The organism is Terrabacter aeriphilus (genome assembly GCF_039542985.1).
Lineage (GTDB): Bacteria > Actinomycetota > Actinomycetes > Actinomycetales > Dermatophilaceae > Terrabacter > Terrabacter aeriphilus.
In genome coordinates this window covers 75,225-100,698 of the sequence record NZ_BAABIW010000002.1, presented here as the reverse complement: position 1 = coordinate 100,698, position 25,474 = coordinate 75,225, and the positions used below count along the sequence as shown (strand labels likewise).

25 protein-coding genes are annotated in these 25,474 nt (G+C 74.4%); 16 read left to right on the top strand and 9 right to left on the bottom strand.

All coding sequences use genetic code 11. The features are described 5' to 3' along the window. The first annotated feature begins 20 nt into the window (after positions 1-20). The 4 genes from ABD979_RS01540 (at position 21) to ABD979_RS01525 (ending at position 3,789) form a co-directional block, all read left to right on the top strand. Complete coding sequence (locus tag ABD979_RS01540; RefSeq protein ID WP_345505664.1) at positions 21-872, top strand: alpha/beta fold hydrolase; 852 nt, start codon at positions 21-23, stop codon at positions 870-872. Further along, positions 873-1,877: an Lrp/AsnC family transcriptional regulator gene (locus ABD979_RS01535; protein ID WP_345505663.1), complete on the top strand. Its 1,005-nt coding sequence runs from the start codon at positions 873-875 to the stop codon at positions 1,875-1,877. It abuts the gene before it with no gap. A gap of 44 nt (positions 1,878-1,921) precedes the next feature. Then, positions 1,922-2,953, top strand: a complete 1,032-nt coding sequence (locus ABD979_RS01530) for an alpha/beta fold hydrolase (RefSeq protein ID WP_345505662.1) — start codon at positions 1,922-1,924, stop codon at positions 2,951-2,953. 71 nt (positions 2,954-3,024) lie between these two features. After that, the gene (locus ABD979_RS01525; RefSeq protein WP_345505661.1) at positions 3,025-3,789 is read left to right on the top strand and encodes a methyltransferase family protein; all 765 of its coding nucleotides are present in this window, start codon (positions 3,025-3,027) and stop codon (positions 3,787-3,789) included. Here ABD979_RS01525 and ABD979_RS01520 read toward each other — a convergent pair. After that, positions 3,776-3,979, bottom strand: coding sequence for a hypothetical protein (locus ABD979_RS01520; protein WP_345505660.1), 204 nt, complete (start codon positions 3,977-3,979; stop codon positions 3,776-3,778). The genes ABD979_RS01525 and ABD979_RS01520 overlap by 14 nt on opposite strands. A gap of 109 nt (positions 3,980-4,088) precedes the next feature. Here ABD979_RS01520 and ABD979_RS01515 point away from each other — a divergent pair, with 109 nt between their 5' ends. Then, complete coding sequence (locus ABD979_RS01515; protein ID WP_345505659.1) at positions 4,089-4,514, top strand: PNPOx family protein; 426 nt, start codon at positions 4,089-4,091, stop codon at positions 4,512-4,514. 2 nt (positions 4,515-4,516) lie between these two features. On the opposite strand, the gene ABD979_RS01510 is transcribed toward ABD979_RS01515, so the two are convergent. After that, positions 4,517-7,318 (bottom strand): AAA family ATPase, encoded by a 2,802-nt coding sequence (locus ABD979_RS01510; protein ID WP_345505658.1) that lies wholly within the window; start codon positions 7,316-7,318, stop codon positions 4,517-4,519. Between the two features lie 231 nt (positions 7,319-7,549). Between ABD979_RS01510 and ABD979_RS01505 the strand changes: the two genes are divergently transcribed. The 5 genes from ABD979_RS01505 to ABD979_RS01485 all read left to right on the top strand — a co-directional run bounded on the left by ABD979_RS01505 (position 7,550) and on the right by ABD979_RS01485 (position 10,649). Then, entirely contained in the window at positions 7,550-7,891 is a 342-nt protein-coding gene (locus ABD979_RS01505; RefSeq protein ID WP_345505657.1) for a hypothetical protein, read from the top strand. Then, a complete protein-coding gene (locus ABD979_RS01500) occupies positions 7,888-8,415 on the top strand; it encodes a YceI family protein (RefSeq protein WP_345505656.1) in 528 nt (175 codons plus the stop codon). Before ABD979_RS01505 ends, ABD979_RS01500 begins: the two co-directional genes overlap by 4 nt. A gap of 124 nt (positions 8,416-8,539) precedes the next feature. Further along, the gene (locus ABD979_RS01495; RefSeq protein ID WP_345505655.1) at positions 8,540-9,640 is read left to right on the top strand and encodes a DNA glycosylase AlkZ-like family protein; all 1,101 of its coding nucleotides are present in this window, start codon (positions 8,540-8,542) and stop codon (positions 9,638-9,640) included. A 32-nt stretch (positions 9,641-9,672) separates the two neighbouring features. Beyond that, on the top strand, positions 9,673-10,242 hold the full coding sequence (locus ABD979_RS01490; protein ID WP_345505654.1) for a dihydrofolate reductase family protein: 570 nt from the start codon (positions 9,673-9,675) through the stop codon (positions 10,240-10,242). Positions 10,243-10,367: 125 nt separating this feature from the next. Next, on the top strand, positions 10,368-10,649 hold the full coding sequence (locus tag ABD979_RS01485; protein WP_345505653.1) for a DUF427 domain-containing protein: 282 nt from the start codon (positions 10,368-10,370) through the stop codon (positions 10,647-10,649). A 42-nt stretch (positions 10,650-10,691) separates the two neighbouring features. Here ABD979_RS01485 and ABD979_RS01480 read toward each other — a convergent pair whose 3' ends face one another. Continuing rightward, positions 10,692-11,066: an iron chaperone gene (locus tag ABD979_RS01480; RefSeq protein ID WP_345505652.1), complete on the bottom strand. Its 375-nt coding sequence runs from the start codon at positions 11,064-11,066 to the stop codon at positions 10,692-10,694. A gap of 101 nt (positions 11,067-11,167) precedes the next feature. On the opposite strand from ABD979_RS01480, the gene ABD979_RS01475 reads away from it, so the two are divergent. Further along, a complete protein-coding gene (locus ABD979_RS01475; RefSeq protein ID WP_345505651.1) occupies positions 11,168-11,968 on the top strand; it encodes a thermonuclease family protein in 801 nt (266 codons plus the stop codon). Positions 11,969-11,988: 20 nt separating this feature from the next. Here ABD979_RS01475 and ABD979_RS01470 read toward each other — a convergent pair whose 3' ends face one another. The 4 genes from ABD979_RS01470 to ABD979_RS01455 form a co-directional block, all read right to left on the bottom strand. Further along, complete coding sequence (locus tag ABD979_RS01470; protein ID WP_345505650.1) at positions 11,989-12,777, bottom strand: GNAT family N-acetyltransferase; 789 nt, start codon at positions 12,775-12,777, stop codon at positions 11,989-11,991. Between the two features lie 67 nt (positions 12,778-12,844). Further along, positions 12,845-14,923: a vWA domain-containing protein gene (locus ABD979_RS01465; protein WP_345505649.1), complete on the bottom strand. Its 2,079-nt coding sequence runs from the start codon at positions 14,921-14,923 to the stop codon at positions 12,845-12,847. Between the two features lie 205 nt (positions 14,924-15,128). Further along, a complete protein-coding gene (locus tag ABD979_RS01460) occupies positions 15,129-16,016 on the bottom strand; it encodes a CopD family protein (RefSeq protein ID WP_345505648.1) in 888 nt (295 codons plus the stop codon). Next, the gene (locus ABD979_RS01455; protein ID WP_345505647.1) at positions 16,013-16,867 is read right to left on the bottom strand and encodes a hypothetical protein; all 855 of its coding nucleotides are present in this window, start codon (positions 16,865-16,867) and stop codon (positions 16,013-16,015) included. Before ABD979_RS01455 ends, ABD979_RS01460 begins: the two co-directional genes overlap by 4 nt. Before the next feature lie 217 nt (positions 16,868-17,084). Here ABD979_RS01455 and ABD979_RS01450 point away from each other — a divergent pair, with 217 nt between their 5' ends. Then, positions 17,085-17,888: a DUF4397 domain-containing protein gene (locus ABD979_RS01450; protein ID WP_345505646.1), complete on the top strand. Its 804-nt coding sequence runs from the start codon at positions 17,085-17,087 to the stop codon at positions 17,886-17,888. Beyond that, complete coding sequence (locus ABD979_RS01445; protein WP_345505645.1) at positions 17,885-18,607, top strand: class F sortase; 723 nt, start codon at positions 17,885-17,887, stop codon at positions 18,605-18,607. Before ABD979_RS01450 ends, ABD979_RS01445 begins: the two co-directional genes overlap by 4 nt. 9 nt (positions 18,608-18,616) lie before the next feature. Here the strand turns inward: ABD979_RS01445 and ABD979_RS01440 are convergent, their stop codons facing one another. Next, positions 18,617-20,014: a sigma 54-interacting transcriptional regulator gene (locus tag ABD979_RS01440; RefSeq protein WP_345505644.1), complete on the bottom strand. Its 1,398-nt coding sequence runs from the start codon at positions 20,012-20,014 to the stop codon at positions 18,617-18,619. A gap of 126 nt (positions 20,015-20,140) precedes the next feature. After that, positions 20,141-21,592: an NADP-dependent phosphogluconate dehydrogenase gene (gene gndA / locus ABD979_RS01435; RefSeq protein ID WP_345505643.1), complete on the bottom strand. Its 1,452-nt coding sequence runs from the start codon at positions 21,590-21,592 to the stop codon at positions 20,141-20,143. A gap of 125 nt (positions 21,593-21,717) precedes the next feature. Here gndA and ABD979_RS01430 point away from each other — a divergent pair, with 125 nt between their 5' ends. From ABD979_RS01430 to ABD979_RS01420, 3 genes are read left to right on the top strand one after another with little or no spacing between them, the layout of a single operon-like run. Further along, positions 21,718-22,224 carry a 2Fe-2S iron-sulfur cluster-binding protein gene (locus ABD979_RS01430; RefSeq protein ID WP_345505642.1) on the top strand — a complete coding sequence of 169 codons (507 nt, stop codon included), beginning with the start codon at positions 21,718-21,720 and terminating at the stop codon, positions 22,222-22,224. Beyond that, complete coding sequence (locus ABD979_RS01425; protein WP_345505641.1) at positions 22,221-23,243, top strand: FAD binding domain-containing protein; 1,023 nt, start codon at positions 22,221-22,223, stop codon at positions 23,241-23,243. The genes ABD979_RS01430 and ABD979_RS01425 overlap by 4 nt, the downstream gene beginning before the upstream one ends. Then, positions 23,240-25,405, top strand: coding sequence for a xanthine dehydrogenase family protein molybdopterin-binding subunit (locus ABD979_RS01420; RefSeq protein WP_345505640.1), 2,166 nt, complete (start codon positions 23,240-23,242; stop codon positions 25,403-25,405). Before ABD979_RS01425 ends, ABD979_RS01420 begins: the two co-directional genes overlap by 4 nt. The last annotated feature ends 69 nt before the right edge of the window (positions 25,406-25,474 follow it).

The window sequence follows — 25,474 nt, the reverse complement described above, 5'->3', positions numbered from 1 at the left end:
CCCTCATCCTGGAGGTACTCGTGTTTCTCGACATCAACGGCAACCGGCTCAACGTGGAGGTCATGGGCCGCGACGACGCGCCGCTGCTCATCGCGCTCCACGGCGCGCCCGGGCTCGGCTCGCTCGCCGAACCCCGCGCCACCTTCGGCCCCCTCGCCGACGACTTCCGCGTCGTCGTCTTCGACGCCCGCGGATCCGGCCAGAGCGAGGGCCGCGCGCCGTTCACGCACGAGCAGTGGGTGGCGGACGTCGAGGCCCTGCGCGAGTGGGCCGGCGCCGACCGGTTCGTCATCGCGGGCGGCTCCTACGGTGGGTTCATCGCCATGGAGTACGCCGTGCGCCACCCCGAGCGCCTCGCCGCGATGGTGCTGCGGGACACCTCCGCCGACCACGCGAACGAGGAGCTGGCCCGGGCCAACGCCCTGGCGAGCGCCCGCGTCGAGCTCGACCTGGACAAGTTCGAGCGGATCATGGACGGCCGGACGCGCGACGACGAGGACCTGCGCGCGTGCTGGGCGGAGATCCTCCCGCTCTACGACCACGTCTACGACCCGGCCGCCGTCGACCGCAAGGTGCGGGCCACCACGTACCGCTACGAGACGCACAACTGGGCCTTCACCGAGAACATGCCCCACTACGACGTCAAGGACCGGCTCGGCGCCGTGACGTGTCCGGTGCTCGTCGTCGTCGGGCGCGACGACTGGATCACGCCCGTCCAGTGCAGCGAGACCATCGCCTCGCTCGTGCCGCACGCCCGGCTCGAGATCTTCGAGGAGTCCGGCCACTCCCCGCAGGTGGAGGAGGCCGAGCGCTTCCAGGCCCTCGTGCGGGAGTTCCTGGCGGGCGCGCTCGCCCACGGGGCGGGCCGCTGAGTGTCGACGCCTCCTCGCGCCCTCGACGCGCTCGACCGGCAGATCGTGGCCGCCCTCCAGCGCGACGGGCGTGCCAGCTGGACCGAGATCGCCGAGCAGTGCGGTGCCACCCTGCCGACCGTCACGCGCCGGGGTCAGTCGCTGCTCACGTCCAAGGCGCTGCGCGTCGGGGTGAGCAGCGACATCAACTCCCCCGGGGTGGCCGACCTCTTCGTGCTGCGGATCGCGTGTCGTGCGGGCACGCAGGTCGCCGTCGCCAAGGCGCTCGCGCAGCGCACGGACCTGCGCTTCCTCTGCCTCGTCACCGGCGGCAGTGACCTGCTCGCCGAGCTCGTCTGCCGGCGGGCCGACTCGATGCACGTCCGGCAGATCAACGAGATCCTCGCCATCGACGGGGTCGAGGGCTGCGAGAGCGACCTCGTGCTGCACGCCTACAAGGTGTCGCAGCACTGGGCCCAGGGGGCCACGTCCAGCCGGGAGTCGTCGACCGAGCTGATCCGCGAGCCGCACGTGTGCGACCCGTCGCACTTCGACGAGACCGACCTGCTCGTGCTGCGCGAGCTGCGGGCCGACGGGCGGGCCAGCTTCCGCTCCGTCGCCGACGCCATCGGCGTCAACGAGAGCACCGTGCGGCGCCGCTTCGAGGCGATGCGCGACCGCGGCTGCGCCTGGGTGCTGACGCTCGTGGCCGCACCCGCGCTGGGCTTCGAGTCCGAGATCATCCTCAACATCAAGGTGGCGCCGACGCGCATCGACGCCATCGCCGGTGAGCTCGCCTCCTACGTCGGCGTGCGCTACCTCGCCGCCACGCTCAACGGCACGCTCATGTGCGAGGTGATCATGCCGTCGAGCGAAGACGTGTTCACCTTCTTGACCGAGGGGCTGGGGCGCATCGACGGCGTGCTCGGCTGGAGCGCCAGCGTCGAGCTGCTCACGGTCAAGCGCGGCTTCCTCGAGACCCCCTGGTGGCTCGACGCCGTCGACGAGGCACCCGCCCCGGCCTGAGCGCCCACTGACGCCACGGGGCCACCCTGCGCTTGACTGGCCGGGTGAGCACGCAGCGGCTCGGCACGGCCGAGCTCCCGGGCGGCGGCCGCGTGGCCTACGCCGCGACCGGGAGCGGACCGGTGCTGCTCGTCGTGCCGGGGTGGCTCAGCCACCTCGAGATGGGGTGGGCCATCCCCGCCGAGCGGATGTTCCACGAGGCCCTGTCGGCCGGACGCACCCTCGTGCGCTTCGACCGGCCCGGGTGCGGCCTGTCCGACCCCTACGACGGCCCGCGCTCGATGGAGCTCGAGCTCGAGACGGTGGATGCCGTGGCCCTCGCGGTCGGCGCCCAGCACCTCGACGTGCTGGGCTGGTCGCTCGGGGCGGCGGTGGCGGCGCGCTGGGCGGCCGAGCGGCCGGGGGCGGTGAGCCGGCTCGTGCTCTACGGCGGGTGGCCCTACGGTCGCGCGATCGGTGACGCGGCGAGCCGGGAGCACGTGCTCGGCCTGCTAGCCACGCACTGGGGCCTCGGCTCCGACCTGCTCACCGAGCTCTTCGCCCCGGATGCCGACGCCGGCACGCGCCGCGCGCTGGCCGGCTACCAGCGGGCCGCGTCGAACGCCGCCACCGCGGTCGACCTGCTCAGGCTCGCCTACGAGCTCGACGTGCGCCCGAGCCTGGGCGACGTGCGCGCGCCCACCCTGGTGCTGCACCGACGCGGCGACCGTGCCGCACCCCCGGCCGGTGGACGCGCCCTCGCGCAGGGCATCGCCGGCGCCGAGCTGGTCGAGCTCGACGGCCGCTCGCACCTGCCGGCCCTGGGCGACGCACAGGCCGTCGTCGACGCCGTGCGCCGCTTCCTCGGGCTGCCCGCGCTGCGGCGGGCCGTCGAGACCGGACTGACCCCGCGGCAGGCGGAGGTGGCGGCCCTCGTCGCCGAGGGGCTGACGAACCGTCAGATCGCCGGCCGGCTGGGCATCACCGAGCGCTCGGCCGAGTCGCACCTCGAGCGCATCCGCCTGCGCCTCGGCTTCAGCTCGCGCGCGCAGGTCGCCGCCTGGCACGTCGCGACACACGCCGCCAGGCAGCCCTGAACCTGGCGCCGACGGCCCAGTGCGGTAGTTCCACGGCTGTGCGCGACCGCGCGGCTGCCGAGCATGGGGGGATGACCCGACGCCACGCATACCTGCTCGTCTCGGGAGTCGCCTGGGGCGGCTTCCTCCTCGTCATCGCCTGGACGGCGGCCTTCCTCGCCGGGGTCGTCGTCGACCCGACGGTCGACGCCTCCCTGCGCCACCCGCAGCGGCTGCCGACCGCCGGCGCCGTCGGCGTCGACGTGGGGCTCCTGCTGCTCTTCGCCGTGCAGCACTCCGTCATGGCGCGCCGCCCGGTCAAGGAGCGACTGCGCCGGTGGCTCCCCGCCGAGCTCGAGCGCGCCACCTACGTGCTCGCCACCGACGCCTGCCTCGTGCTCCTGCTGCTCCTGTGGCAGCCGTGGGACGGCCAGGTCTGGCTCGTCGAAGGACCTCTCGCGACCGTGCTGTGGGTGCTCTGCGCCGCCGGCTGGCTGCTCGCAATCGTCGCGACCAACGCGGTCGACCACCTCGAGCTCGTGGGGCTGCGGCAGGCCGGGTGGGGTCGGCGTCACCACCTCGCCGGCGACGGCAGCACCAGCTCGCTGCACGTCACCGGGCTGTATGCCGTGGTACGCCACCCGCTGATGACCGGCCTGCTGCTCGCCTTCTGGGCCACGCCGCGGATGAGCGCGCCGCACCTGCTCTTCGCCACCGCGACGACGGCCTACGTCGCGGTGGGCATCCACTTCGAGGAGCGCGACCTGCGCCGTACCTTCGGGCGGGCCTACGCCGACTACGCAGCCCGGGTGCCTGCGCTGCTGCCGATCCTGCGACCTCGCGTCACTCGCCCCTGATGCGGTCGGGTTGCAGCACGACGAGCGCGAGGGCGACGAGGATGCCGGCACCGACCCCGACGGCGAAGCCCCGGCCGACGTCGCGCGTGAGCGCCCCGACGAGCATCCCGGCGAGCGCGCCGATCGACGCGCACCCCGTGAACGTCGCGATGACCTTGACCCAGAAGGGCGGCGTGACCTGAGCTGCCATGCCGTCACCGTAGCGGGGCCCGCCGCCGCCGTATGCCGGCACCGCCCTCCTCGGTGCCGGTGCACCTACGCTTGGGGCGACGGTTCACCACCGACGAGCGGAGGTCCGGATGGCCACGCTGGACGCGGCCGACGCGCTCGCCCGGCTCACGGGCGCCGACCACGGCGTGCTCGCCACCGTGCACCCGACCCGCGGGCCCGACCTCGTGCCGTGCGTGTTCGCGGTCGACCGGGACGGCCTCGTCGGCATCCCGGTCGACCGCGTCAAGGCGAAGCGGTCGACGCGGCTGCAGCGCGAGCGCAACCTCGAGCTCGACCCGCGCGCGACGCTGCTCGTCGAGCACTGGGAGTCGGACGACTGGTCGCGGCTGTGGTGGGTGCGCGCCTCGTTGCGACACGTGGGCGAGCCGTCGGCCGAGCGGCTGGGCGCCCTCGCCGACCTGCTCGCCGGACGACACGTCCAGTACCGCGACCAGCCCTTCGACCACCTGGTCGTGCTGCGCCTCGTCGAGGTCACCGGCTGGTCGGCGCACTGACGTCAGCGTGGCCGCCCGTCGTCGAGCACCCCGCGCACCCAGAGCGCGAGCTCGGTGCGGCTCGTGAGGTCGAGCTTGGTCAGGGCCGCTCGCACGTGGGACTCGACGGTGCGCACCGACAGCACGAGCTGGTCGGCGATCTGCTGGTTCGACCTCGCCTCGGCCACCAGTCGCGCCACCTCGAGCTCGCGCGGCGACAGCGCCGGAGCGGAGGCCGTTCCCTGCGGCAGCGTCGCGAGCACCGACCGGCCGAGGGCGAGCGGCCCCGGCAGGTCGAGCGCCTCGAGCTCGGCGACCGCCTCGACGAGGAGGGTGCGGGCGCGGGGTTCCTGACCGCCGAGTCGGAGCAGGCAGCGGGCCAGGCCGAGCCGGGCCAGTGCGACGAACGGTCGCGCTCCGAGGCGGAGGTCGACGTCGACCGCCGTCTCGAAGTGGCGCGCGGCCTGCTCGACGTCGTCGGCGACCCACGCGAGCGTGCCGAGCGGGAGGTGGTTCGAGCCGTGCGACCAGGGGGTGCCGCCGCCGTCCGCGCCGCACCAGCCGGCCGCAGGCAGGAGCATGTCCCGGCACCGCCCCGCGAGCGCCGCGTCGCCGAGGGCGGCGGCTGCAAGACCGATCTGGCCCACCGTCCCGTTCCACCGCGGTCCGAGGGGCATCCGGTCCGGCACGTGGCGCACCGTGCCGAGCAGCGCCTGCGCACGCGGACGGTCGCCCAGCAGGACGTAGGTCTGGGCCAGCGTCGCCTGCAGGAGTGGGATGTCCGGGGCGCTCTCGAGCAGCGGCAGGGCACCGTCGGGGATCTCCTGCGGGTCTCCCCGCAGCAACGCGAGCTGGAGCCGGAAGGCGACGTAGAGCCCGAGCATCGAGAGGTCGCCGATCCGTTCGGCGAGCCGGCGCCCGGCCTCCGCCTCCCGCCGGGCGTCGTCGAAGGAGCCCAGCAGCGCCGCGCGCAGTGCACGCAGCCGGTGCTGGTGCCACCGGCCGACCGGCGACCCGCGGCGCTCTGCCTCCCGGCCGAGACGCTCGACGGTGTGGTGGAGCGTCTGGAGGTCGCCGCGCTGGAGGGCGATGTCCGCCTGCCACAGGTGACCCCACAGCCCTCCGACCGCGGAGGTCGACGCCGGGCCCAGCTCGACCGCCCGGCGGGCCAGCTCCTCCCGCTCGTGCACCGCCTGCGGGTAGCACAGGGTGAAGTGCCGCGCCGCCACGGCGGCGAGCTCTGCCTCGGGCGACCCCGACCGGCGCGCCAGCTCGAGCGCCGCGAGCGAGAGCGGATCCGCGGTCGTGTCGAGGGCCCGCTCGGCCGCAGCCGAGGCACGCAGCGCGAGCAGGCCCGACCGTTCCGCGAGGGCCTCCTCGGGTAGCCGCGCGAGGGTCCGCTCGCAGAGGCCGTCCACGACCAGGGCGACGTCGAGCGAGCCGATCCCCTGCGGCACGAGTGCTGCCCGCGCCATCAGATCAGGGCGACCGGCCGCCTCGGCGACGTCGACCGCCTCGACGCACGACGCGAGCGCGGCGGGCACGAGGTTCGCCAGCCACTCGGACCTGGCCTGCTCGGCGAGCAGCTCGGCCAGCCGCGCCCCGTGCACCCCGAGGCGGCGGGCGTGCTCGAGGGCCAACCGCGTAAAGCCGACGGCCTCCTCATGTGCCCGGGCCGCAGCGGCCTGCGCCGCCGCCACCCGGGATCGCTCGAGGCACCGCCGCGACGCCTCGACGCCCTCCGCACGGTGCCAGTGCACCGCGCTCGGGCCGGCAAGCTCTTCGTCGCCGGTCGCGTCCATCGCCGCGGCGACGGACGCCTCGAGCCCCGCCCGTTCGGGCGGCAGCAGGTGCGCAAGCACGGCGTCACGGACGAGGGCGTGCACGAACGACAGCCCGGTGGGGCCGTGCTCGAGCAGACCGCACCGGATGCCGATCGCGACGTCGACGCTCACGGCCGAGACCGTGCGCCCCGTGGCCGCCGCAAGCAGCATCGGCGAGAGACGCTCGCCCAGGACGGCTGCGGTCGCCACGGTGTCCCGGGCACCGGTCGGCAGCTGGAGGAATGCCGCGGCGAGGACGTCGCGGGCCCCAGGGCGGGACCGCACGACCTGGTCGAGGGTTCCCGACGGGGGCGGCGGCTCGGTGGTCAGCACGCGGATGAAGAAGGGGTTGCCGTCCGTGCGCGCCACGAGCTCATCGGCGTGGCGGGTCCATCCGGCCGTGGCCCGGTCGGTCGAGAGCCACCCCCGCACGGCGTCGGCGTCCAAGCCGCGCAGGGGGATCGATGTCGCGCCACCGCGGAGGAGGTCGGGCACGACGCGACCGAACGACGTCGCCGGGTCCTTCCGAGCCGTGACGAGGACGAGTACGCGCGAGCTGGTGAGGTCGAGGGCGACGTGCCGCAGCACGGCGACGGTCAGCGAGTCGGCCCAGTGGAGGTCCTCGAGCACGACGAGGAGCCCGGTCGGACCGGCGGCACCGCGCAGGGCGTCCGCCACCGCGTCCGAGAGGCGGAAGCGGAGGGCGTCGTCGTCGGGGTCGGGCGCCGCCACGTCGGCCAGCACCGCGTCGAGCGCGGGCAGCCGGCGGGCGACCCGGTGCCACGGCCAGAGCAGCGGGGCACCCGCGTCGTCGACGGCATACCCCTGTGCGACGGCCATGCCTCGCGCCGCCGCGCGCTCGCTCGCAGCCGAGGCGAGCGCCGTCTTGCCGATGCCCGGCTCGCCCGTCACGAGCACGAGGCCGCCCCGCCCAGCGGCAGCCGCGGACGACGCGCCGTCGACGACGGCGAGCTGATCGGAGCGACCGACCACGACACCCACGGAGCGAGTATGCCGCTCGGTCCCTGCCCGCGTCCCGCGCAGAGTCGTCCCGCCGGTGCCGTCGGGGGGCACGCCGTCGAGGGGCGCGTCGTCGGGGTGGCGCCGTCAGGGTGGCGCCCGGCGCACCAGTGCGTGCCGATCTCGGTGGTTCCACTGAGGCGCGAGACGAGGCCCAGCAGCACGGTGGAACTCCCGGGCCGCCGGGCCCGGAGCCAGTGAAAGGACCGTCCCATGCATGCCCAGCTGCTCGTCTTCGACGGACCGCGATCCGCCGAGCTCGTCGCCGCCGCCGACCTCGCCGACCGCCGGCGCATCAAGCCGCTCCTCGAAGCCCACCCAGCCGTCCACGACGACATCGTCGCCCGCTACGACCTGCGCCAGCCCGACGGCGGCCGGGCGATGCTCGTCGTCAGCGGGTCCGAGTCGACGCTCGACGCGATGATCGAGCTCATCATGACCTCCGAGCTGCTGCCCGGGGAAGACCCGCGGCTGCTCCCCGGCCCCTCCCGGGCCGAGCGCTACGTGGTCGCCGAGGCAGTCGTGACGCGGGCGCTCGGGACGGGTGCGCGATGAGCGGGCAGGCGCAGGCCGCGGTGTCGCCTGCGTGGGTTCCGGCCGGGACCTGGGTCGTCGACCCCGCGCGGAGCACGGCCGGCTTCGCGGTGCGCGACAAGCTCGTCACGACCGTGCACGGCACCTTCGCGATCGCCTCCGGCACCGTCATCACCGGCTCGGACGGGCAGGTCGTCAGCGCCGTCGTCACGCTCGACGTCGCCGGCGTGTCGACCGGCAACGGCCGTCGCGACCGCGACCTCCTCAAGCCCCGCTTCCTCGACGCCGGCTCGCACCCGACGATCGTCGTCGAGGCCGGGAGCACCGCCACGCGGGCGACGGGGTGGCGGGTCGAGGCCACCCTCAGCGCCAGGGGTGCCTCGGCGCCGCTCGTCCTCGAGGTCGTGCCGACGTCGGTGGAGGAGCGTGCGGTGCGGGTGCGCGCCACCGGCCGCCTCGACCGCACCGGGCTCGGCCTCGCGGTGCCGACGTTCGTCGTGGGCCGGCACGTGGAGGTCGAGGTCGACCTCGTCGCCGCTCGCTGACGCAGGCCTCCCGCCACGGCTGGATCGTTGCGGCTGATCGATCCCCTCGACCGCACCCTTCCAGCCGTGGGCGGCTCGTCGGGTCGGCGGGCCACGGTCGGCGCCCTCGGCTACGGTCGGCCGCATGGCCGTCCACCAGCTCACCGTCGAGCACGCGCGTCGCATCGCCGTGCACGCCCAGCTGCTCGACCTGCCCCGGCCGACCGACCTCGTGGCGACGGTCGAGCGGCTCACGATCCTGCAGATCGACCCGACGGCGGCCATCGCGCCGAGCGCCGACCTCGTGCTGTGGAGCCGGCTCGGCTCGGCGTACTCCCCCGCGCAGCTCACGGCCGCCGTCGAGCACGACCGCACCCTCGTCGAGACCGTCGCCTACATCCGCAGCCCCCACGACGTGCCGGCCGTCGTCGCCGAGGTGCGCGAGGCCGAGCCGTATCCCTTCATGGCGACGTGGCTCGCCGACAACGCCTCGTTCCGCCGCGACATCCTCGCCCGGCTCGCGGCCGAGGGGCCGCTGCTCTCGCGCGACATCCCCGACACGAGCGTCGTCCCGTGGCCCTCGACCGGGTGGACCAACAACCGCAACGTGACGAAGATGCTCGAGGCCATGGCGGTGCGCGGCGAGGTCGCCATCGCCGGGCGCAAGGGCCGGCAGCGCTACTTCGACCTGCCCGAGCGGGTCTACCCGACCGACCTGCCCCGGCTCACGCTCGAGGAGGCCGTCCGCCACCGCAACGAGCGCCGGCTCGCCTCCCTCGGCATCGCCCGGTCGACCGGTTCGGTCATGCCGGGCGAGGGCAACTACGTCGGCGAGGCCGGTGAGCCCGCCGAGGTCGACGGGGTTCCTGGCACGTGGCGGGTGCACCCGGCATACCTCGACGTGCCGGAGCGCTTCGAGGGACGCACCGCGCTGCTCAGCCCCTTCGACCGGCTCGTGCACGACCGCGTGCGCGCCGAGCAGCTCTGGGGGTTCGAGTACGTCCTCGAGATGTACAAGCCCGAGTCGCAGCGGCGCTGGGGCTACTTCGCGCTGCCGATCCTGCACCACGACCGGCTCGTCGGGAAGCTCGACGCCCGGGCCGACCGCAAGGCCGGCACCCTCGTCGTCAACGCCGTGCACGAGGACGTCCGGTTCACCCAGCCGCTCAAGGCGGCCGTGCACCGTGAGGTGGCCGACCTCGCCGGCTGGCTCGGCCTCACGGTCACCGGCCCCGCCGCGTCCTGACACCCACTCCCGCACCGAAGAAGGAGACCACCGTGCGCCGCATCGTCGCGTATGCCATCACCTCCCTCGACGGATCGGTCGACGACCCGAACCGGCTCTTCCCCGCCGAGGTCGACCCCGACGAGCCGCACCCGCCGACCTTCGACGACGTGCTCGTCGAGCAGGAGTCCGCGCTCATCGGGCGCCAGGACGCCGTGCTCCTCGGCCGTCGCACCTACGACGCGTGGGCGCGCTACTGGCCCACCTCCGACGTGCAGCCGTTCGCCGACTTCATCAACGGCGTGCGCAAGCACGTCGTCACCTCCACCCCGCTCGACGTGCCGTGGGACGGCGCCGAGGCGGTGACCGGCCCGGTCGCCGACGTCGTCCGCGACCTGACGGCCCGACCGGGCCGGGACATCGGCGTGCACGGCAGCATCGAGCTGGCGCGATCGCTGCTCGCCGAGGACCTCGTCGACGAGCTGCACCTCGCGGTCGCCCCCGTGCTCGACCCCGAGGGACGCCGGCTCTTCGACGGGCTGCCGCAGCTGCGCCGGCTCACGCTCGTGCGCTCCACGCCGACGCCGACCGGCGCCCTCTGGCTCGTCTACCGCCCACGCTGACCGAGGGAGGACCCGCGCAAGTACCCGCACCGACACGGAACCGACACGGAAGGAATCGGGGGGCCGGGTCGTTGTCATGGAGGTCGTCCCCGGGCGTCGGGGACCGGACCCATGAGGAGCTCACCGTGCGCGCGACCTGGAACGGCACCACCATCGCCGAGAGCGACGACACCGTGGTCGTCGAGGGCAACCACTACTTCCCGCTCGAGTCCGTCGCGAGCGGCGTCCTCGTCAAGAGCGACACGCACTCGACGTGCCCGTGGAAGGGCGAGGCGTCGTACTACTCCCTGGCCGTCGACGGCGAGACGAACCCCGACGCGGCGTGGTTCTACCCCGAGCCCAAGGAGGCCGCCGCGCAGATCAAGGGGCGCGTCGCCTTCTGGCGCGGCGTCACGATCGGCGACTGACCCTCCCCGCCTTCGGGCACACCGGTTGGCGGCGCGCTGCCGTCAGCCGGTGTGCCGCTGCGCGAGGGATCGCGCCACGCGCTCGATGAGCTCGTAGGGCACGTCGTCGCGGTAGAAGAACTGCAGGGTGTCCTTCTTCGCGCGGTGCGGCGCGACCTCCACCTCGAGGTCGGGCTCGAGCTCACCCACGGGGTAGAGGCCGACGTGCTTCTTCCACCCCGCGAAGTGGATGCCGTAGCGGTCGGCGAACATCAGCGCGGGCATGCCGTAGCGGATCTTCTCCTCGGCGCCCGGCAGCGCCCGGCGCAGCGCGTCCCGCACCTGCTCGAGCACCGGGCGCACGTCGTCCGGGAAGCCCGCGACGTACTCATCGACGGTGCCGGGTGTCGCAGCTGCAGGCGTGTCGGCAGCGGTCATGACGGGACTCCTTCGTCGGCCGGTGTCGCCAGTGTCCCCTACGGTGATGCCCTCACGTCGGGAACAGGGGAGACATGCGCAGGCGCAGGACCAGGATGTGGGTGACGCTCGTCGCCCTCGTCGTCGCGGCCGGGCTGGCAGGCGCCGCCGCGCGCGGCACCGGCGCGGACGAGCCGACCACGCCGTCCGGCCAACCCGGCCGGTCCGGCACCTACGCCACGGCAGCGGGCCCGACGTGGAGCGTCACGAAGGTCGTCGACGGCGACACCCTCTGGGCCGAGCGCGACGGCGTGACCCTCAAGGTGCGCGTCATCGGCATCGACACCCCCGAGATGGGCCAGTGCGGGTATGCCGAGGCGACCCGCAACCTGCGCGCCGTCCTGGGCGACCGCCCGGTCACGCTCACCGCCGGGGCCCGCGACGACGCCGACCGCTATGGCCGCTCGCTGCGCTACGTCGACGTCGACGGGCTCGACGCCGGGCTGCGCCAGATCACGCAGGGTCATGCGGTCGCCCGCTACGACTCCCGCGACGGCTACGGCCACCACCCGCGTCAGGACGCCTACGTGCGGGCCGATGCCGCGAGCCCCACTGCGGCGTGCGCCGACCCGGCCGTCGAGGCAGCCACGGCAACCGCACCCACCACACCCACCACACGCACCACACCCACCGCCCGCATCACACCCACCGCGCCCGCCGCGCCCGCCACCGGAGACGCCGGCGCCTGGCCGCTACCCGGTGACCGGCACCCCTGCCCACAGGCCCGGCCCGTCAAGGGGAACGAGAACTCGATGATCGCGCACGCGCCGGGCGACCGGTACTACGGCATCACCGACCCGGAGCAGTGCTTCGCGACGATGGCGGCCGCGGAGTCCGCCGGCTTCCGCCCGGCCCGGGGCTGAGCAGGCAGGCCCGCGGCGGCTCAGTCGTCGGGCTCGAGGATGCAGGCGGTGCCCACGTCGACGAAGCCCACCCGGCGGTAGATGTCGGCCGCCGCGTCGGAGCCGGCGGACAGGAACACCGTCTCGACCCCGGCGTCGCGGCAGGCCGCCACGAGCGTGCGCGTGATCGCCGTGCCGTGGCCGCGGCCCCGGTGGCCCGGCGGCACGGCGATGCCCATCAGCTCGGCCACGTCGCCACGCGGGGCGGCCGACCCGGCGCCGCACAGCCGGTTGCCCTCGAAGGAGGCCACGACGACGAGGTCGCCGCGCTCCATGAGCGTGGGGCGCGGGCCCGGGTCCCTGGGCTCGACCTCGTCGCGCCCGGCGAAGCCCGCCGACACGGAGCCGAGGGCGAGCGAGAGGTGTGGCTCGGCGGGGTGCAGCGCGCGGGCCCGCGGGTCGGCCTCGACCGGCACCTCGGGTGGCATGAGGAGCAACGGGTAGAGGTGCGGCTCGAGGCCGGCCGCGCGCACCGCTGGCAGCAACGCCGGCGTCACCTCGTCGACCCACTCGATCGCGCGCTTGACCCCGCGCTCGCGCTGGAGGTCGAGCACCCGGCACACGTCGTCGGCGGCGAAACGGCTCGGGCCCCCGAGCTGCGGGCGGGCGTAGAACTGCCACCCCGTGCCCTCCTGTGCCACGAAGAGCGTGAACGGGCCCACCTGCTCGGCCGTCGCGACGGCGCGCGGCACGCAGTCGTAGTAGGCCTCGATGCGGTCGAGTCGACCGTCGCCGCCGTCGCTGCTGCCGCCGTCCTGCTCGCGCGTCATGGCGTCACCATGGCAGCCGCCGCCCGGCGTGGGCGACCGGGTTTCGGCGCCCTCGGCCGCTCTCGCCTCAGCGCCGGCCGCGACGGGTCCGCAGGTAGTCGGCGACGACGTACTCGCCGAGCCGCGCGATGTCGGGGGTGAAGACCCGCCCGCCCGCTCGGCGCGCGACCGCGTCGACGAAACGGGCGAGTCCCGGGTCGTCGCCGAGCATGAAGACGTTGAGCTGCGCGCCCGACCGGCGCAGCTCGTCGACCTGGGCGACGGTGGCCCGGACGGTCTCGGGTCGGGCGGGCCAGTGGAAGGTCGGGCGGCCGTCCGACTCGAGGTGCGCCGTCGGCTCGCCGTCGGTGACGACGAGCACGACCGGCTCGGCCTCCGGGTGACGGCGCAGGTGGCGCGCGGCGAGCATCAGCGCGTGCTGCAGGTTCGTGCCCTGCACGAACTCCGGCTCGGCCTCGGCCAGCTCGACGGGGCTGAGCCGGCGGGCGGCGAGGTTGAAGCCGATGATCTCGAGCGCGTCGTGGCGGAAGCGCGTCTGCACGAGGTGCGAGAGCGCGAGCGCGGTCTGCTTCATCGGCCCCCAGCGGCCCTCCTGCAGCATCGAGAACGACATGTCGACGCAGAGCGCGACCGCCGCGACCGCGCGACGCTCGGTCTCGGCCACCTCGAAGTCCTCGACGAGGAGGTCGACGCCGCCGGACGCGCCGCCCCGGACGCCGCCGTGACCTGCGGCCCCGTCGCTGCCCGCACGCCCGTCGCTGCCCGCACGCCCGTCGCTGCCCGTATGCCCGTCGCTGCCCGTGTGCCCGTGTGCGGCGTTGCGCTGCAGGGCGTTCGACACGGTACGCACCGTGTCGATGGGCAGCTCGTCGCCGAACTCCCACTGCCGCGTGAGCCCGGTGGGCTCATCGGCCTGGCCCGCGGCCCGGTCGTCGTGGTCGCCCCGGCCGGCCGCCTCGACCCGCTCGAAGACGCGCTTGAGCGCGGTCTCACCGAGCCGGCGCACCGCGCGGGGGGTCAGGCGCAGCCCGTCGTCGCCGCGCGAGACGTAGCCCTGGCGCTCCAGCTCGCGCTCGAGCTCGCGCAGGGCCGTCATGTCGCGGGCGGCGTCGGCGCCGAGGTACTGCTCGAGGCGCTCGACGTCGACGTCGTCGAGGCTCGCGCCGACGTAGCCCTGGCCGAGCTGCTCGCCGAGCTGCTCGAGGTCGGCGAGCTCGGCGACCGCCCCGACGGCGTCGCCGTAGCCCATCGGCTCGCCGCCACGGCCCTGCTGCACGGGGCTGCGGCGGTCGAGGCCGGGCCGCAGCGCCCGGAGGTTGTCGGACAGCTGAGCCATCTGCGAGGCGAGGTCGGGGTCGCCGAGCGCGTCGGACATCAGCTGGCCGAGCTGCTCGCGCTGCTCGGGGGTCAGCGACGCCATGAGCCGGTCGGCGGCGGCCTGGCGCCGCGCGAGGGCGTCGATGAGCTCGTCGACGGTGCCGGGCTGTTCGGGGAAGAGGTCGCCGTGGCGCTCCATGAAGTCGCGGAACTGGTCGTCGGTGTCCTCGCCACGGGCGTGCGCGGCGAGCAGCTGGTTGAGGTCGGCCAGCATGTCCTTGACGGCCTGCATCGCCTGGGGGTCGTTGCCCGACAGCGCCTCCTTGAGCCCCTCGAACTGGGCGCCGACGACCTCCCGCTGCAGCATCTGGCGGATCTGCTCGTAGGTCTCCCGGGCCTGGGGGGAGTGCCAGTCGTGGTCACCGAGCGCGCGGACGGCCCCTGCCACGTCGTCCGGGATCGTCGCGAGGTCCATCTCGGCGAGGCGGGCGTCGTCGCCGGTCTCGCCGGCGAGGGTGTCCCGCTCCTCGGCGAGCGCCTGGTCGAGCATGGCGCGCACCTGGTCGAGCGTGCCCCCCAGGTCGCCGCGCCGACGTGCCGCCTCGCGCAGGCGCCGCACCCGGTCGGCGAGGTCGTCGAGGCCGCGGCGCCCGTCGAGCCCACGCCGCAGCAGCTCGCGCAGGGCGTCGCGCAGCGAGCCGCCGGCGAGCACGTCGCGGCCGACCTCGTCGAGCGCCGACCGCACGTCGAAGGGCGGGGCGAGCGGGTCGGGCCCACCGGTCCACGGCGCGTAGCGGAACCGGCCGTGCGGGTCGTCGCTTCGGCTCATCGCCTCACGCTACGTCGCCGCCGCTCCCCTGTCGAAGGTCGGTGGCCGGCTCCGCATCCTGCTCCCGAAAACGGAGCAGGATCCGATAGGAGAGTCCCGTCGGTGTTCCCGCCGCCGCTCGCATCCTGCTCCCGAAAACGGAGCAGGATGCGATAGCCGTGCGTGGAGATCGGCGCCGTCCGTGCGCTGAGCACCTCCGGCGTGGTCAGAGACTCGGGCCCACCGCGGCGAGGGCGACCGTCGCGCCGAGCAGGCCGGCGCCGAGCAGCAGCTGTGCCCCGACGAGCAGCGACGAGGCCTGCACCCGACTCAGGGTGTCGCTCCCGACCCGCAGCCGGTGGAAGACCATGCCGTCGAGGCGACGCCGACCGTGGTGGGCGGCCACGACCATGCCGGCGAGGGCGACCCCCTTGACGAGGAGCATCGCGCCGTAGCCGGCGCCCGTCGATGCATCCCCGGAGGCCTGGACGAGGAGGATGGCGACGCCGGAGACCACCACGGTCGCGACGGTCGCGAGCGTGATCCGCGAGAACGAGCGCACGGCGGCGCTGAGGTCGTGCAGGTCGCCCATCGGCAGGCCGACGGCGGCGATGACCACGACTCCTCCGAGCCACACCGCGGCAGCCACGACGTGGGCCAGCAGCGCGACGGCGACGAGCGCGACGACCGGACCGTCCTGCGAGGCAAGGGCGTCCGACGGCAGCACGAAGGTCGCCGAGAGGGCGACGACGGCGATGCCGGCCCACCGCCGGCGAGAGGTGATGATCGGGCCGCTCACGAGCTCGTCGAGCCAGGCCAGCAGTGCGACGACCACGGCCAGGCGCACGAGCACGGCCGTCCACGTCTCCCGCGACACGGCACCGACGAGCGCCCCCGCGTCCGCACCGGTGGGCGGCGCGAGCAGCGGCACGACGAGCGTCGCCACGCCCAGCACGACAGCGCCGACGTGAACGAGCCGAACCTGACGCGGGTCGGAGCGCCCGTTGGGCGCCATCGTGACCCAACTGGCGAGCGTCCCTGCGACGAGCACGAACCCGGCCAGCAGGGCCAGCTCGTCGACGACGCCGAGCACGCCGCGCGACGCGTCGTTCACCCGGAGCCCGCCAGCTCGACCTGGAGCACCACGAGCGCCGCGGAGTCCGGGAGCGGGGCGCGCACGGTCATCCGTCCACGGATGCCGTCCGAGCACGTGACGTCTCCGGCGTCGGCGAGCAGGGGGCAGGTGAGGTTGAGCACCGACGAGCCGATCGTCGCGACGACCACCGACGTGCCGGCCTCGGGTCGGCTGAGCGGCGCCAGTCCGGTGAGGGCCCGCCCGGGCCGGGAGGGCATGCTGCGGACGGTCGCGCCGGTGAGCACGTAGTGCAGCTCGTAGGCGGTCGTGGAGCCCGGCAGCGCGACGAGCTGCAACCCGTCGGCGCCCCGCGCGGCCAGGGGGACGTCGCTGCCGCCCACGGTCACGCGCAGGTCGCGGACGCCGGGGCGAGCCGTGGCGAAGGCGGGACCGCCGGCCGTCAGGTCGGGCACCGCGAGGCGCAGGACGTCGACGGCCGAGACGAGGCGCACCCGCTCGGTGACGGCGACCGAGCCATCCGTCCCCGTGGCCGCGTCGAGCCGGATGCCGGGCTCGGAGCGCCCGGCGTCCAGACCCGTCCCAGCCGTGCCGGCCGTGCCACCGGGTTCCGAGGTCGTGATCGAGGGCGTGGCCGTCGGTGGGGCTGCGGGTGTGCCTGCGGGGGTGCCTGCGGGGGTGGACGAGGGCGTGGTTGCCTGGGTGGACGGGGGCGTGGTCGGAGCGGCGCCGACCGGCGGGACGGTCGGGAACGGGGCGACGGAGCGTTCGGCGACCGGCGTGGCCGATCGCGGGCCGTCGGCCGCGAGCGACGCGCTCGACGGGGTCCGCCCCCAGACCCACAGGGCGAGCACGACGAGCAGGGCGGGCACGATCACCCCTGCGACATGGCGGTAGCGCCGCCCCTGTCCCGATTCGCCCCCATGTGTCGACATTCGACCGATTTCCCTGTCGCTCAACGAAACTCGTCACGTCGCGCGCGACCGAGTCGCTCGATTGTCACCTATATTCGAGATCGATCGGGGCTTCGGGGGCTGCGACTTTCCGCCACCCCCACCCGCACGAGGGGATCGTCAGGGGAGGGACACCATGTCTCGAGGACGCACCGTCACCGTCGCCGCGGGAGTTCTCGCGGCCGCCGCGTCGTCGCTCTGGTCGGTGTCGCCGTCGGTCGCGGCGCCCGAACGGGCCCGGGTCTTCGTCGTGCAGGGCCTGCCGGGACGACTCGTCGACGTCGGTGTCGACGGTCGACCGGTCGCGACCGGTCTCGCCGGGGCCTCCCTCAGCCGGGCCGTCGAGCTCGAGCCCGGTGCGCACACCGTCACCTTCAGCAGCGGTGGCTCCGAGGTGCTGCGGCGCAGCGTCGACCTCCGGGCCGGGTCGAGCAGCGACCTCGTGCTGCACCTGCCCGTCGACCCCAGCGGCAGCCCGGTCCTCACCGTCTACGACAACACGACGAAGGCCGTGCCGCGCGGCAAGGCGTCGGTCACCGTGGCCCACACCGCGGCCGTTCCGCCCGCCGACGTGCGGGTGAACGGCAAGGTGCTCTTCGCCAACATCGCGAACGGCGAAGCGCTCAACCTCGTCGTGCCGGCCGACACCTACACCGTCGACATCGTGCCGTCCGGGGCCGACTCACCGACCGTGCTGGGCCCGCTCGACCTCACGGTCAAGGAGGGGTCGCTCAACCGCGTCTTCGCGGTCGGCGACCCGCAGAGCTCGACGATGCGCGCGGTGGTGCAGGTGCTGCCGGCCGGGTCCACGGGCTCGGGCGCGCCGGACCTGGTCGACACCGGCACAGGTGGTCAGGCGGCCGCCCGCACCTCCCCCCTCCTCGAGCCGCTGCTCCACCCCGGCGCACCCGCCGCGCCGGTCACGACCCCCGCGCCGTGACGCCGGGCCCGCGCAACGGCACCGGCACCGGCACCGGGCGAGTTGTCCACACGGCCCTCGCCGGGGTCATGCTCACGCTCTGCGTCCTCGTCACCTCCTGCTCGGCCGAGCCGGAGCCGGGCGCGGGCCGAGCGACCCCGGCCGCCACTCCCGCCGCCGACGGGGCGGGCACCCCCTCCGCCTCGCACGGCTCCTCCCCGGCCTCGCCACCGGACTCCCCCGCGACTCCGGCCGCCATCGCGCGCACCGCCGCCAGCGAGCGGGTGCGCTTCAGCCCCCAGCAGGTCGCGCTGCCCGGCGGGGCCGTGGCCGTCGTCGACCCGGCCGCCACCGTCGAGGGCGCCCTCGCCGTTCCGGACGACGTGCGCCGCGTGGGTTGGTGGGACGGCAGCGCCCAGGTGGGCGACCCCTTCGGCAGCACGGTGCTCGCGGGCCACCTCGATGCGCCCGGGCAGGGCCTCGGCTTCTTCGAGCGCCTCCGCACGCTGCGCCGGGGCGAGCTCGTCGTGCTGCAGGGCAGCGGCCACCGGGCCACCTACCGCGTCACCTCGGTGAGCACGGTGCTCAAGTCGACGATCGACGCAGGCAGCCCGCAGTTCGACCAGCGCGGGCCGCACCGCCTCGTCCTGATGACGTGCGCAGGCCACTTCGACCGGGCCACGCGCAGCTACGACTCCAACCTCGTCGTCGTGGCGACGCCCGCAGGCCCGGCCCGCTGACGAGCGGGCTCAGGCGCCGTAGACGGTGCGCCCGGCGACGGAGTCCTTGTCGATCCGACGGGTCAGGTGCAGGCCCTCGAGCACGAACTCGACGGCGGCCGCCACCTGGCCCGGCGTCGCGTCGTCGCCGTGCCCGAGTCGGTCGAGCACCTTGGACAGGCCCGGCACCGTGCCGACCTGGGCGAGCAGGTCGGAGCCCGGCACCAGCTCGCCGGTCTCGACGACGGCGCCCTCGGCGAAGAGGTTGGTGAAGCCGGACAGGTCGAGGCCCGCCAGCCGGGCACGGTAGGTCTCGGCGACGGCGAGCCGCAGCAGGTGCGTCAGCACGTCACGCTCCCGGCCCTCCTCGCCCATCTCGAACTCGACCTTCCCGAGGAGGGTGGGCACGACGGTGGGGACGTCGCAGACGCGGGCGACGGCATACGCCTCCCCCGAACGGGCCGCCCGGCGCAGCGCGGAGCCCGCCACGCCCTCGGCCCCCGCGATGGCGAAGCGCGCCGAGACGCCGGAGCGCTGGTCGACGGCGGAGGACTCGCGCAGACCGCGGGTGAAGCGGGCCACCACCTCGAGCAGGTGCTCGGGGACGTCGGCCACGAGGGCGGACTCCTGCGCGATGAGGGCGACCTCGTCGCTGACCTCGGTCGGGTAGTGGGTGCGGACCTCGGCGCCGAAGCGGTCCTTGAGCGGGGTGATGATGCGGCCGCGATTCGTGTAGTCCTCGGGGTTGGCCGTCGCGACGAGCAGGATGTCGAGGGGCAGCCGGAGCGAGTAGCCGCGGATCTGGATGTCGCGCTCCTCGAGCACGTTGAAGAGCGCCACCTGGATGCGCTCGGCGAGGTCGGGCAGCTCGTTGAGGCCGAAGATGCCCCGGTTGCTGCGCGGCACGAGGCCGTAGTGCACCGTCTCGGGGTCGCCGAGCGTGCGGCCCTGCGCGACCTTGACCGGGTCGACGTCGCCGACGAGGTCGCCGACGCTCGTGTCGGGCGTCGCGAGCTTCTCGGTGTAGCGCTCGCTGCGGTGCCGCCACGCGACGGGCAGGTCGTCGCCGAGCTCGTCGGCGAGACGCCGGCAGCGCACGCACGAGGGAGCCTGCGGGTCGTCGCCGATCTCGCAGCCCTCGACGACCGGGCTCCACTCGTCGAGCAGCCCGGAGAGGGTGCGCATGAGCCGGGTCTTGCCCTGGCCGCGCTCGCCGAGCAGCACGAGGTCGTGCCCGGCGAGCAGGGCGGTCTCGAGCTCGGGCAGCACCGACTCCTCGAAGCCGACCATGCCGGGGAAGGCGTCGTCGCCGGCGCGCAACCGGGCCAGCAGGTTCTCGCGGATCTCGGCCTTGACGCTGCGGTGCACGTGGCCGGTTTCCCGCAGCTCGCCCAGGGTGGCTGCGCGGCCGGTGTCGGGATGGGTCATTGCCTCACGCTACGTCCGACTCCCCACCCTGTCGAAGGTGGCGTCGACGGGCGGCGTGGAGGGTGGTGTCGAGGGGCGGTGTTGAGGGGGGTGCCGGAGGGCGCCCCGTGGGGCGCCCTCCGACGGTCAGGCCGTGGCGGACTCGGAGCGGTCGCCGGCCCAGTCGGTGTGGAAGGTGCCCTCGCGGTCGACGCGCGTGTAGGTGTGCGCGCCGAAGTTGTCGCGCAGCGCCTGGATGAGCGCGGCCGGGAGGCGGTCGCGGCGCAGGCCGTCGAAGTAGGCGAGCGACGACCCGAAGGCCGGCGCCGGCACGCCACGCTCCGCGGACACGGCGACGACGCGGCGCCAGGCCTGCACGCCCTGGCCGATGGCGTCGGCGAACCACGGCGCGGTCAGCAGGGTCTCGAGATCGGGCTCGGCGGCATACGCCTCCTTGATACGGTCGAGGAAGCGGGCGCGGATGATGCACCCGCCGCGCCAGATCGTCGCGACCTCGCCGAGGTCGAGGTCCCAGCCGTGCTCCTTCGAGCCCGCGGCGAGCTGGTCGAAGCCCTGCGCGTAGGCGACGATCTTCGACGCGTAGAGGGCGGCGCGAACGTCGTCGACGAAGGCGTCGCGGTCGACGTCGCGCTGCGCGGCCGGGTCGAGCTCGGCAAGGTCGGCGAAGGTGTCGCGCACGGCGGCGCGCTGGCTCGTGTGGCCCGACAGGCTGCGGGCGAAGGTCGCCTCGGCGATGCCGGTGACCGGGACGCCCAGGTCGAGGGCGCTCTGCACCGTCCAGCGGCCGGTGCCCTTCTGCTCGGCGGCGTCCCCGACGACGTCGACGAACGGCTTGCCGGTGGAGGCGTCGGAGAAGGCCAGCACGTCGGCCGTCATCTCGATGAGGAACGACTCGAGGTCGCCCTCGTTCCACCGGCGGAAGACGTCGGCGATCTCGGTCGGCTCGAGGCCGGCGACGCTGCGCAGCAGGTCGAAGGACTCCGCGATGAGCTGCATGTCGGCGTACTCGATGCCGTTGTGCACCATCTTGACGAAGTGGCCGGCGGCGTCGGGGCCGAGGTGCGCGGCGCACGGCGTGCCGTCGACCTGCGCGGCGATCGACTCGACGACCGGTGCGAGGCGCTCGTAGGCGTGGTCGGAGCCGCCGACCATGATCGAGGGACCGTTGAGCGCTCCCTCCTCGCCACCGGAGACACCCATGCCGACGAAGTGGATCCCCTTGTCGGACAACGTCTTCTCTCGGCGCAGCGTGTCGGCGAAGTGCGCGTTGCCGGCGTCGACGACGATGTCGCCCTCGTCGAGCAGCGGCACGAGCTCGTCGATGACGGCGTCGGTCGGGTCACCCGCCTTGACCATGACGATGATGGCTCGCGGCTTCTGGATCGCGGAGACGAACTCCTCGACCGTCTCGGCGCCGACGAAGTCACCCTCGTCGCCGAACTGGTCGATCAGGCTCGTCATGCGTGCCGTGGTGCGGTTGTGGACCGCCACCGTGTGCCCGTGCCGGGCGATGTTGCGGGCGAGGTTGCGGCCCATCGTGGCGAGGCCGGTGACGCCGATCGTTGCGCTCTTGTCCATGAGGACGGCAACCGCCGTGGAGCGCCATCCATTCCGGGGCCGCGCCCGACGAGGGGGGCGGCCCGACGGGTACGACTCACTGGGTGCCTCGACGGGAGGCACCGCACGCCAGGCAGGTGAGACGCATGGAATCCTCGATCACGCTCCACGTCGACGGGCAGGTGCGCGGCGTCGTCGTCGACCACCGCACGACGCTCCTCGACGCCCTCCGCGACCGGCTCGGGGTGACCGCCCCGAAGAAGGGCTGCGACCACGGCCAGTGCGGCTCGTGCACGGTCCTGCTCGACGGGCGCCGGCACCTCTCGTGCCTGACCCTCGCGGTGGCCCACGACGGCGCCGAGGTCACCACGGCCGAGGGGCTCGGCGACGGCGACCAGCTGCACGCGGTGCAGGACGCGTTCCTCGCCCGCGACGGCTTCCAGTGCGGCTACTGCACGCCGGGACAGGTGTGCTCGGCCGTGGGCATGCTCGACGAGGCCAAACAGGGCCACCCGAGCCACGTCACCGACGACCTCACGGGCGAGGTCGACCTCAGCGACGACGAGATCCGGGAGCGGATGAGCGGCAACCTGTGCCGTTGCGGCGCCTACCCGAACATCGTCGACGCCATCCGAGAGGCGGCCGGCGCATGAAGGCCTTCGTGCACGAGATCGCCCGCGACGCCGAGTCGGCCGTGGCCACCGTCAGCGGCGACCCCGAGGCCCGCTTCATCGCCGGCGGCAGCAACCTCGTCGACCACCTCAAGCTCGGCGTCGCCACCCCGAGCCGTCTCGTCGACGTCAGCCGACTGCCGCTGACCGAGATCGGCGACCTCCCCGGGGGCGGCCTGCGCATCGGCGCCAACGTGCGCAACAGCGACCTCGCGGCCCACCCCGTCGTCCGCGAGCGGTATGCCGTGCTCTCCCGCGCGCTGCTCGCCGGCGCCTCCGGCCAGATCCGCAACCAGGCGACCACGGCGGGCAACCTGCTCCAGCGCACGCGGTGCGTCTACTTCCAGGACGTCACGACGCCGTGCAACAAGCGCGAGCCCGGCTCCGGCTGCTCGGCGCTCGAGGGCTACGGCCGCTACAACGCCGTGCTCGGCCAGTCGCCGGACTGCGTGGCCGTGCACCCGTCCGACCTGGCCGTCGCGATGGCCGCGCTCGACGCGACCGTCGTCGTGCTCGGTCCCGACGGGGAGCGCCGCATCCCCTTCGCCGACCTGCACCGCCTGCCCGGCGACGAGCCTCAGCGCGACACGACGCTCGGCCACGGCGAGCTCGTCACCGCGGTCGAGCTCGCGCCGCTCTCGCGGACCTCGGCGTCGACGTACTACAAGGCCCGCGACCGCGCGTCCTACGCCTTCGCCCTCGTCAGCGTCGCGGTCGTCCTCGACCTCGACGGCGCGGGACCCGACGCCCGCGTCGCCGACGTGCGCATCGCGTGGGGCGGTGTCGCCCACAAGCCCTGGCGGGCCTCGCGGGCGGAGGAGGCGCTGCGCGGCAGCACGCTGACCCCGGCGTCGATCCGCACCGCGCTCGACGCGGAGCTGGAGGCGGCGTCGACGACGGACGACACGGCATACAAGGTGCCGCTCGTGCGGCGCGCCACGACGATGGTGCTGCTCCGGCTCGCCACGACTGCGGCGACCACGGCGGAGGCGATCGCATGACCGCGCAGGCCAGCAAGCAGGACGCGCTCGAGCCGGTCGCGGTCGGCACGCCCGTCGCCCGCACCGAGGGACCGCTCAAGGTGCGGGGCGCCGCCGCCTACGCCTTCGAGGTGCCGGCCGACGACCCGTTGTTCCTCCACCTCGTGCAGTCGACGATCGCCAAGGGCGCCGTCCGCACCGTCGACGCGTCGCCCGCGCTCGCCCACGAGGGCGTCGTCGCGGTGCTCGACCACACGAACGCGCCGCGGCTCGAGACCGGCGAGAACGCCGAGCTGCAGGTGCTCCAGACGCCCGACGTGACCTTCCGGGGCCAGGTCGTCGCCGTCGTCGTGGCCGAGTCGGCCGAGGCGGCCCGTGAGGGCGCCCGGCTCGTCGTCGTCGACTACGACGTGCAGGAGCACAAGGCCGAGCTGCGCGGCGGCGACGAGGACTCCTACGCGCCCGAGAAGGTGAACCCGGCCTTCCCGACCGACAGCAGCGTGGGCGACATGGACCGCGCGCTCGAGGCGGCCGCCGTCGTCGTCGACGAGACGTACACGACGCCCTACGAGCACAACAACCCGATGGAGCCGCACGCGACGACGGCCCGGTGGGCGGCCGACGCTGACGAGGGGCCCCGGCTCGTCCTCGACGCCTCCACGCAGAGCGTGCACGGCGTCATCTCCGAGCTGGCGCCGATCCTCGGTCTCGAGGCCGAGGAGATCAGGGTGCGATCCCCCTACGTCGGAGGCGGATTCGGCAGCAAGGGCCTGCCGCACGCGCACGACGTCGTGGCCGCCCTTGCCGCCCGGGCGAATCCGGGCCGCCCGGTGCGGATCGCACTGACCCGACAGCAGATGTTCGCGCTCGCGGGCTACCGCACGGCGACGATCCAGCGCTTCCAGCTGGCGGCCGGCGCCGACGGCACCCTGCTCGGTATCAACCACGAGGTGCTCGAGCAGACCTCTGCCCTCAAGGAGTTCGCCGAGCAGACCGCCGTCGCGACCCGGCACATGTATGCCGCGCCGAACCGTCACACCAGCCACCGCCTCGTCACGCTCGACGTCGCCGTGCCCTCGTGGATGCGCGCCCCGGGCGAGATGCCGGGCATGGCGGCCCACGAGATGGCGATGGACGAGCTCGCCGTCGCCTGCGGCATCGACCCGGTCGAGCTGCGGGTGCGCAACGAGCCGGAGGTCGACCCGGAGTCCGGCCAGCCCTTCGGGCACCGCAAGCTCGTCGAGTGCCTGCGCACGGGCGCGGAGCGCTTCGGCTGGGCCGAGCGCGACCCACGCCCGGGCGCACGCCTCGACGGCGACTGGCTCGTCGGTCTCGGGGTCGCGTCGGCGACCTACCCCTACTACCGGCAGCCGGCCAACACGGCGCGCATCGAGGCGCTCACGGGCGGCCGCTACGCCGTGAGCATCGGCGCGGCCGACATCGGCACCGGCGCACTGACCGTTCTCGGCCAGATCGCGGCCGACGCGCTGGGGATCGGTGTCGCAGACGTCGACGTGCACCTCGGTGACAGCAGCCTGCCCCCGGCCACGGTGGCGGGCGGGTCGGCCGGCACGGCGTCGTGGGGGTCGGCGATCGTCGAGGCCGCCCGCACCTTCCGCAAGGAGCACGGCGCGTCGCCCGGCGTCGGCGACGTCAGCACGGGCTCGCCGGCGGACAACCCCGCGATGGACACCCACTCGCTCCACTCCTTCGGCGCGCAGTTCGTCGAGCTCGGCGTCAACGTCTGGACGGGCGAGCCCCGGCTGCGCCGGATGCTCGGCGTCTTCTCCGCGGGCCGCATCATCAACCCGACGACGGCGCGCTCGCAGCTCATCGGCGGCATGGTCATGGGCCTCGGCGGCGGGCTGCTCGAGGAGTCGGTGCGCGACCCGCGCTTCGGGCACGTCGTCACGCAGGACCTCGCCAGCTACCACGTGGCCTCGCACGCCGACGTGCGCGACGTCGAGGCGGTGTGGCTCGACGAGACCGACCCGCTGACCAACCCGATGGGGTCGCGCGGCATCGGCGAGATCGGGATCGTCGGGGCGGCGGCTGCCGTCGCCAACGCGGCCTGGCACGCCACGGGCATCCGGGTGCGCGACCTGCCGGTGACGGCCGACCGCTTCCTCGACCTGCCCGCCGACCTGCCCGCGCTGGCCGGCCACCCCTCCGGCGGCGCCTGACCACGACCGCCGTGGGCACGCGGCGCTCCCACCGCGTCGAGTGCCCACGCGGATGCGGTTGGGTGGGGG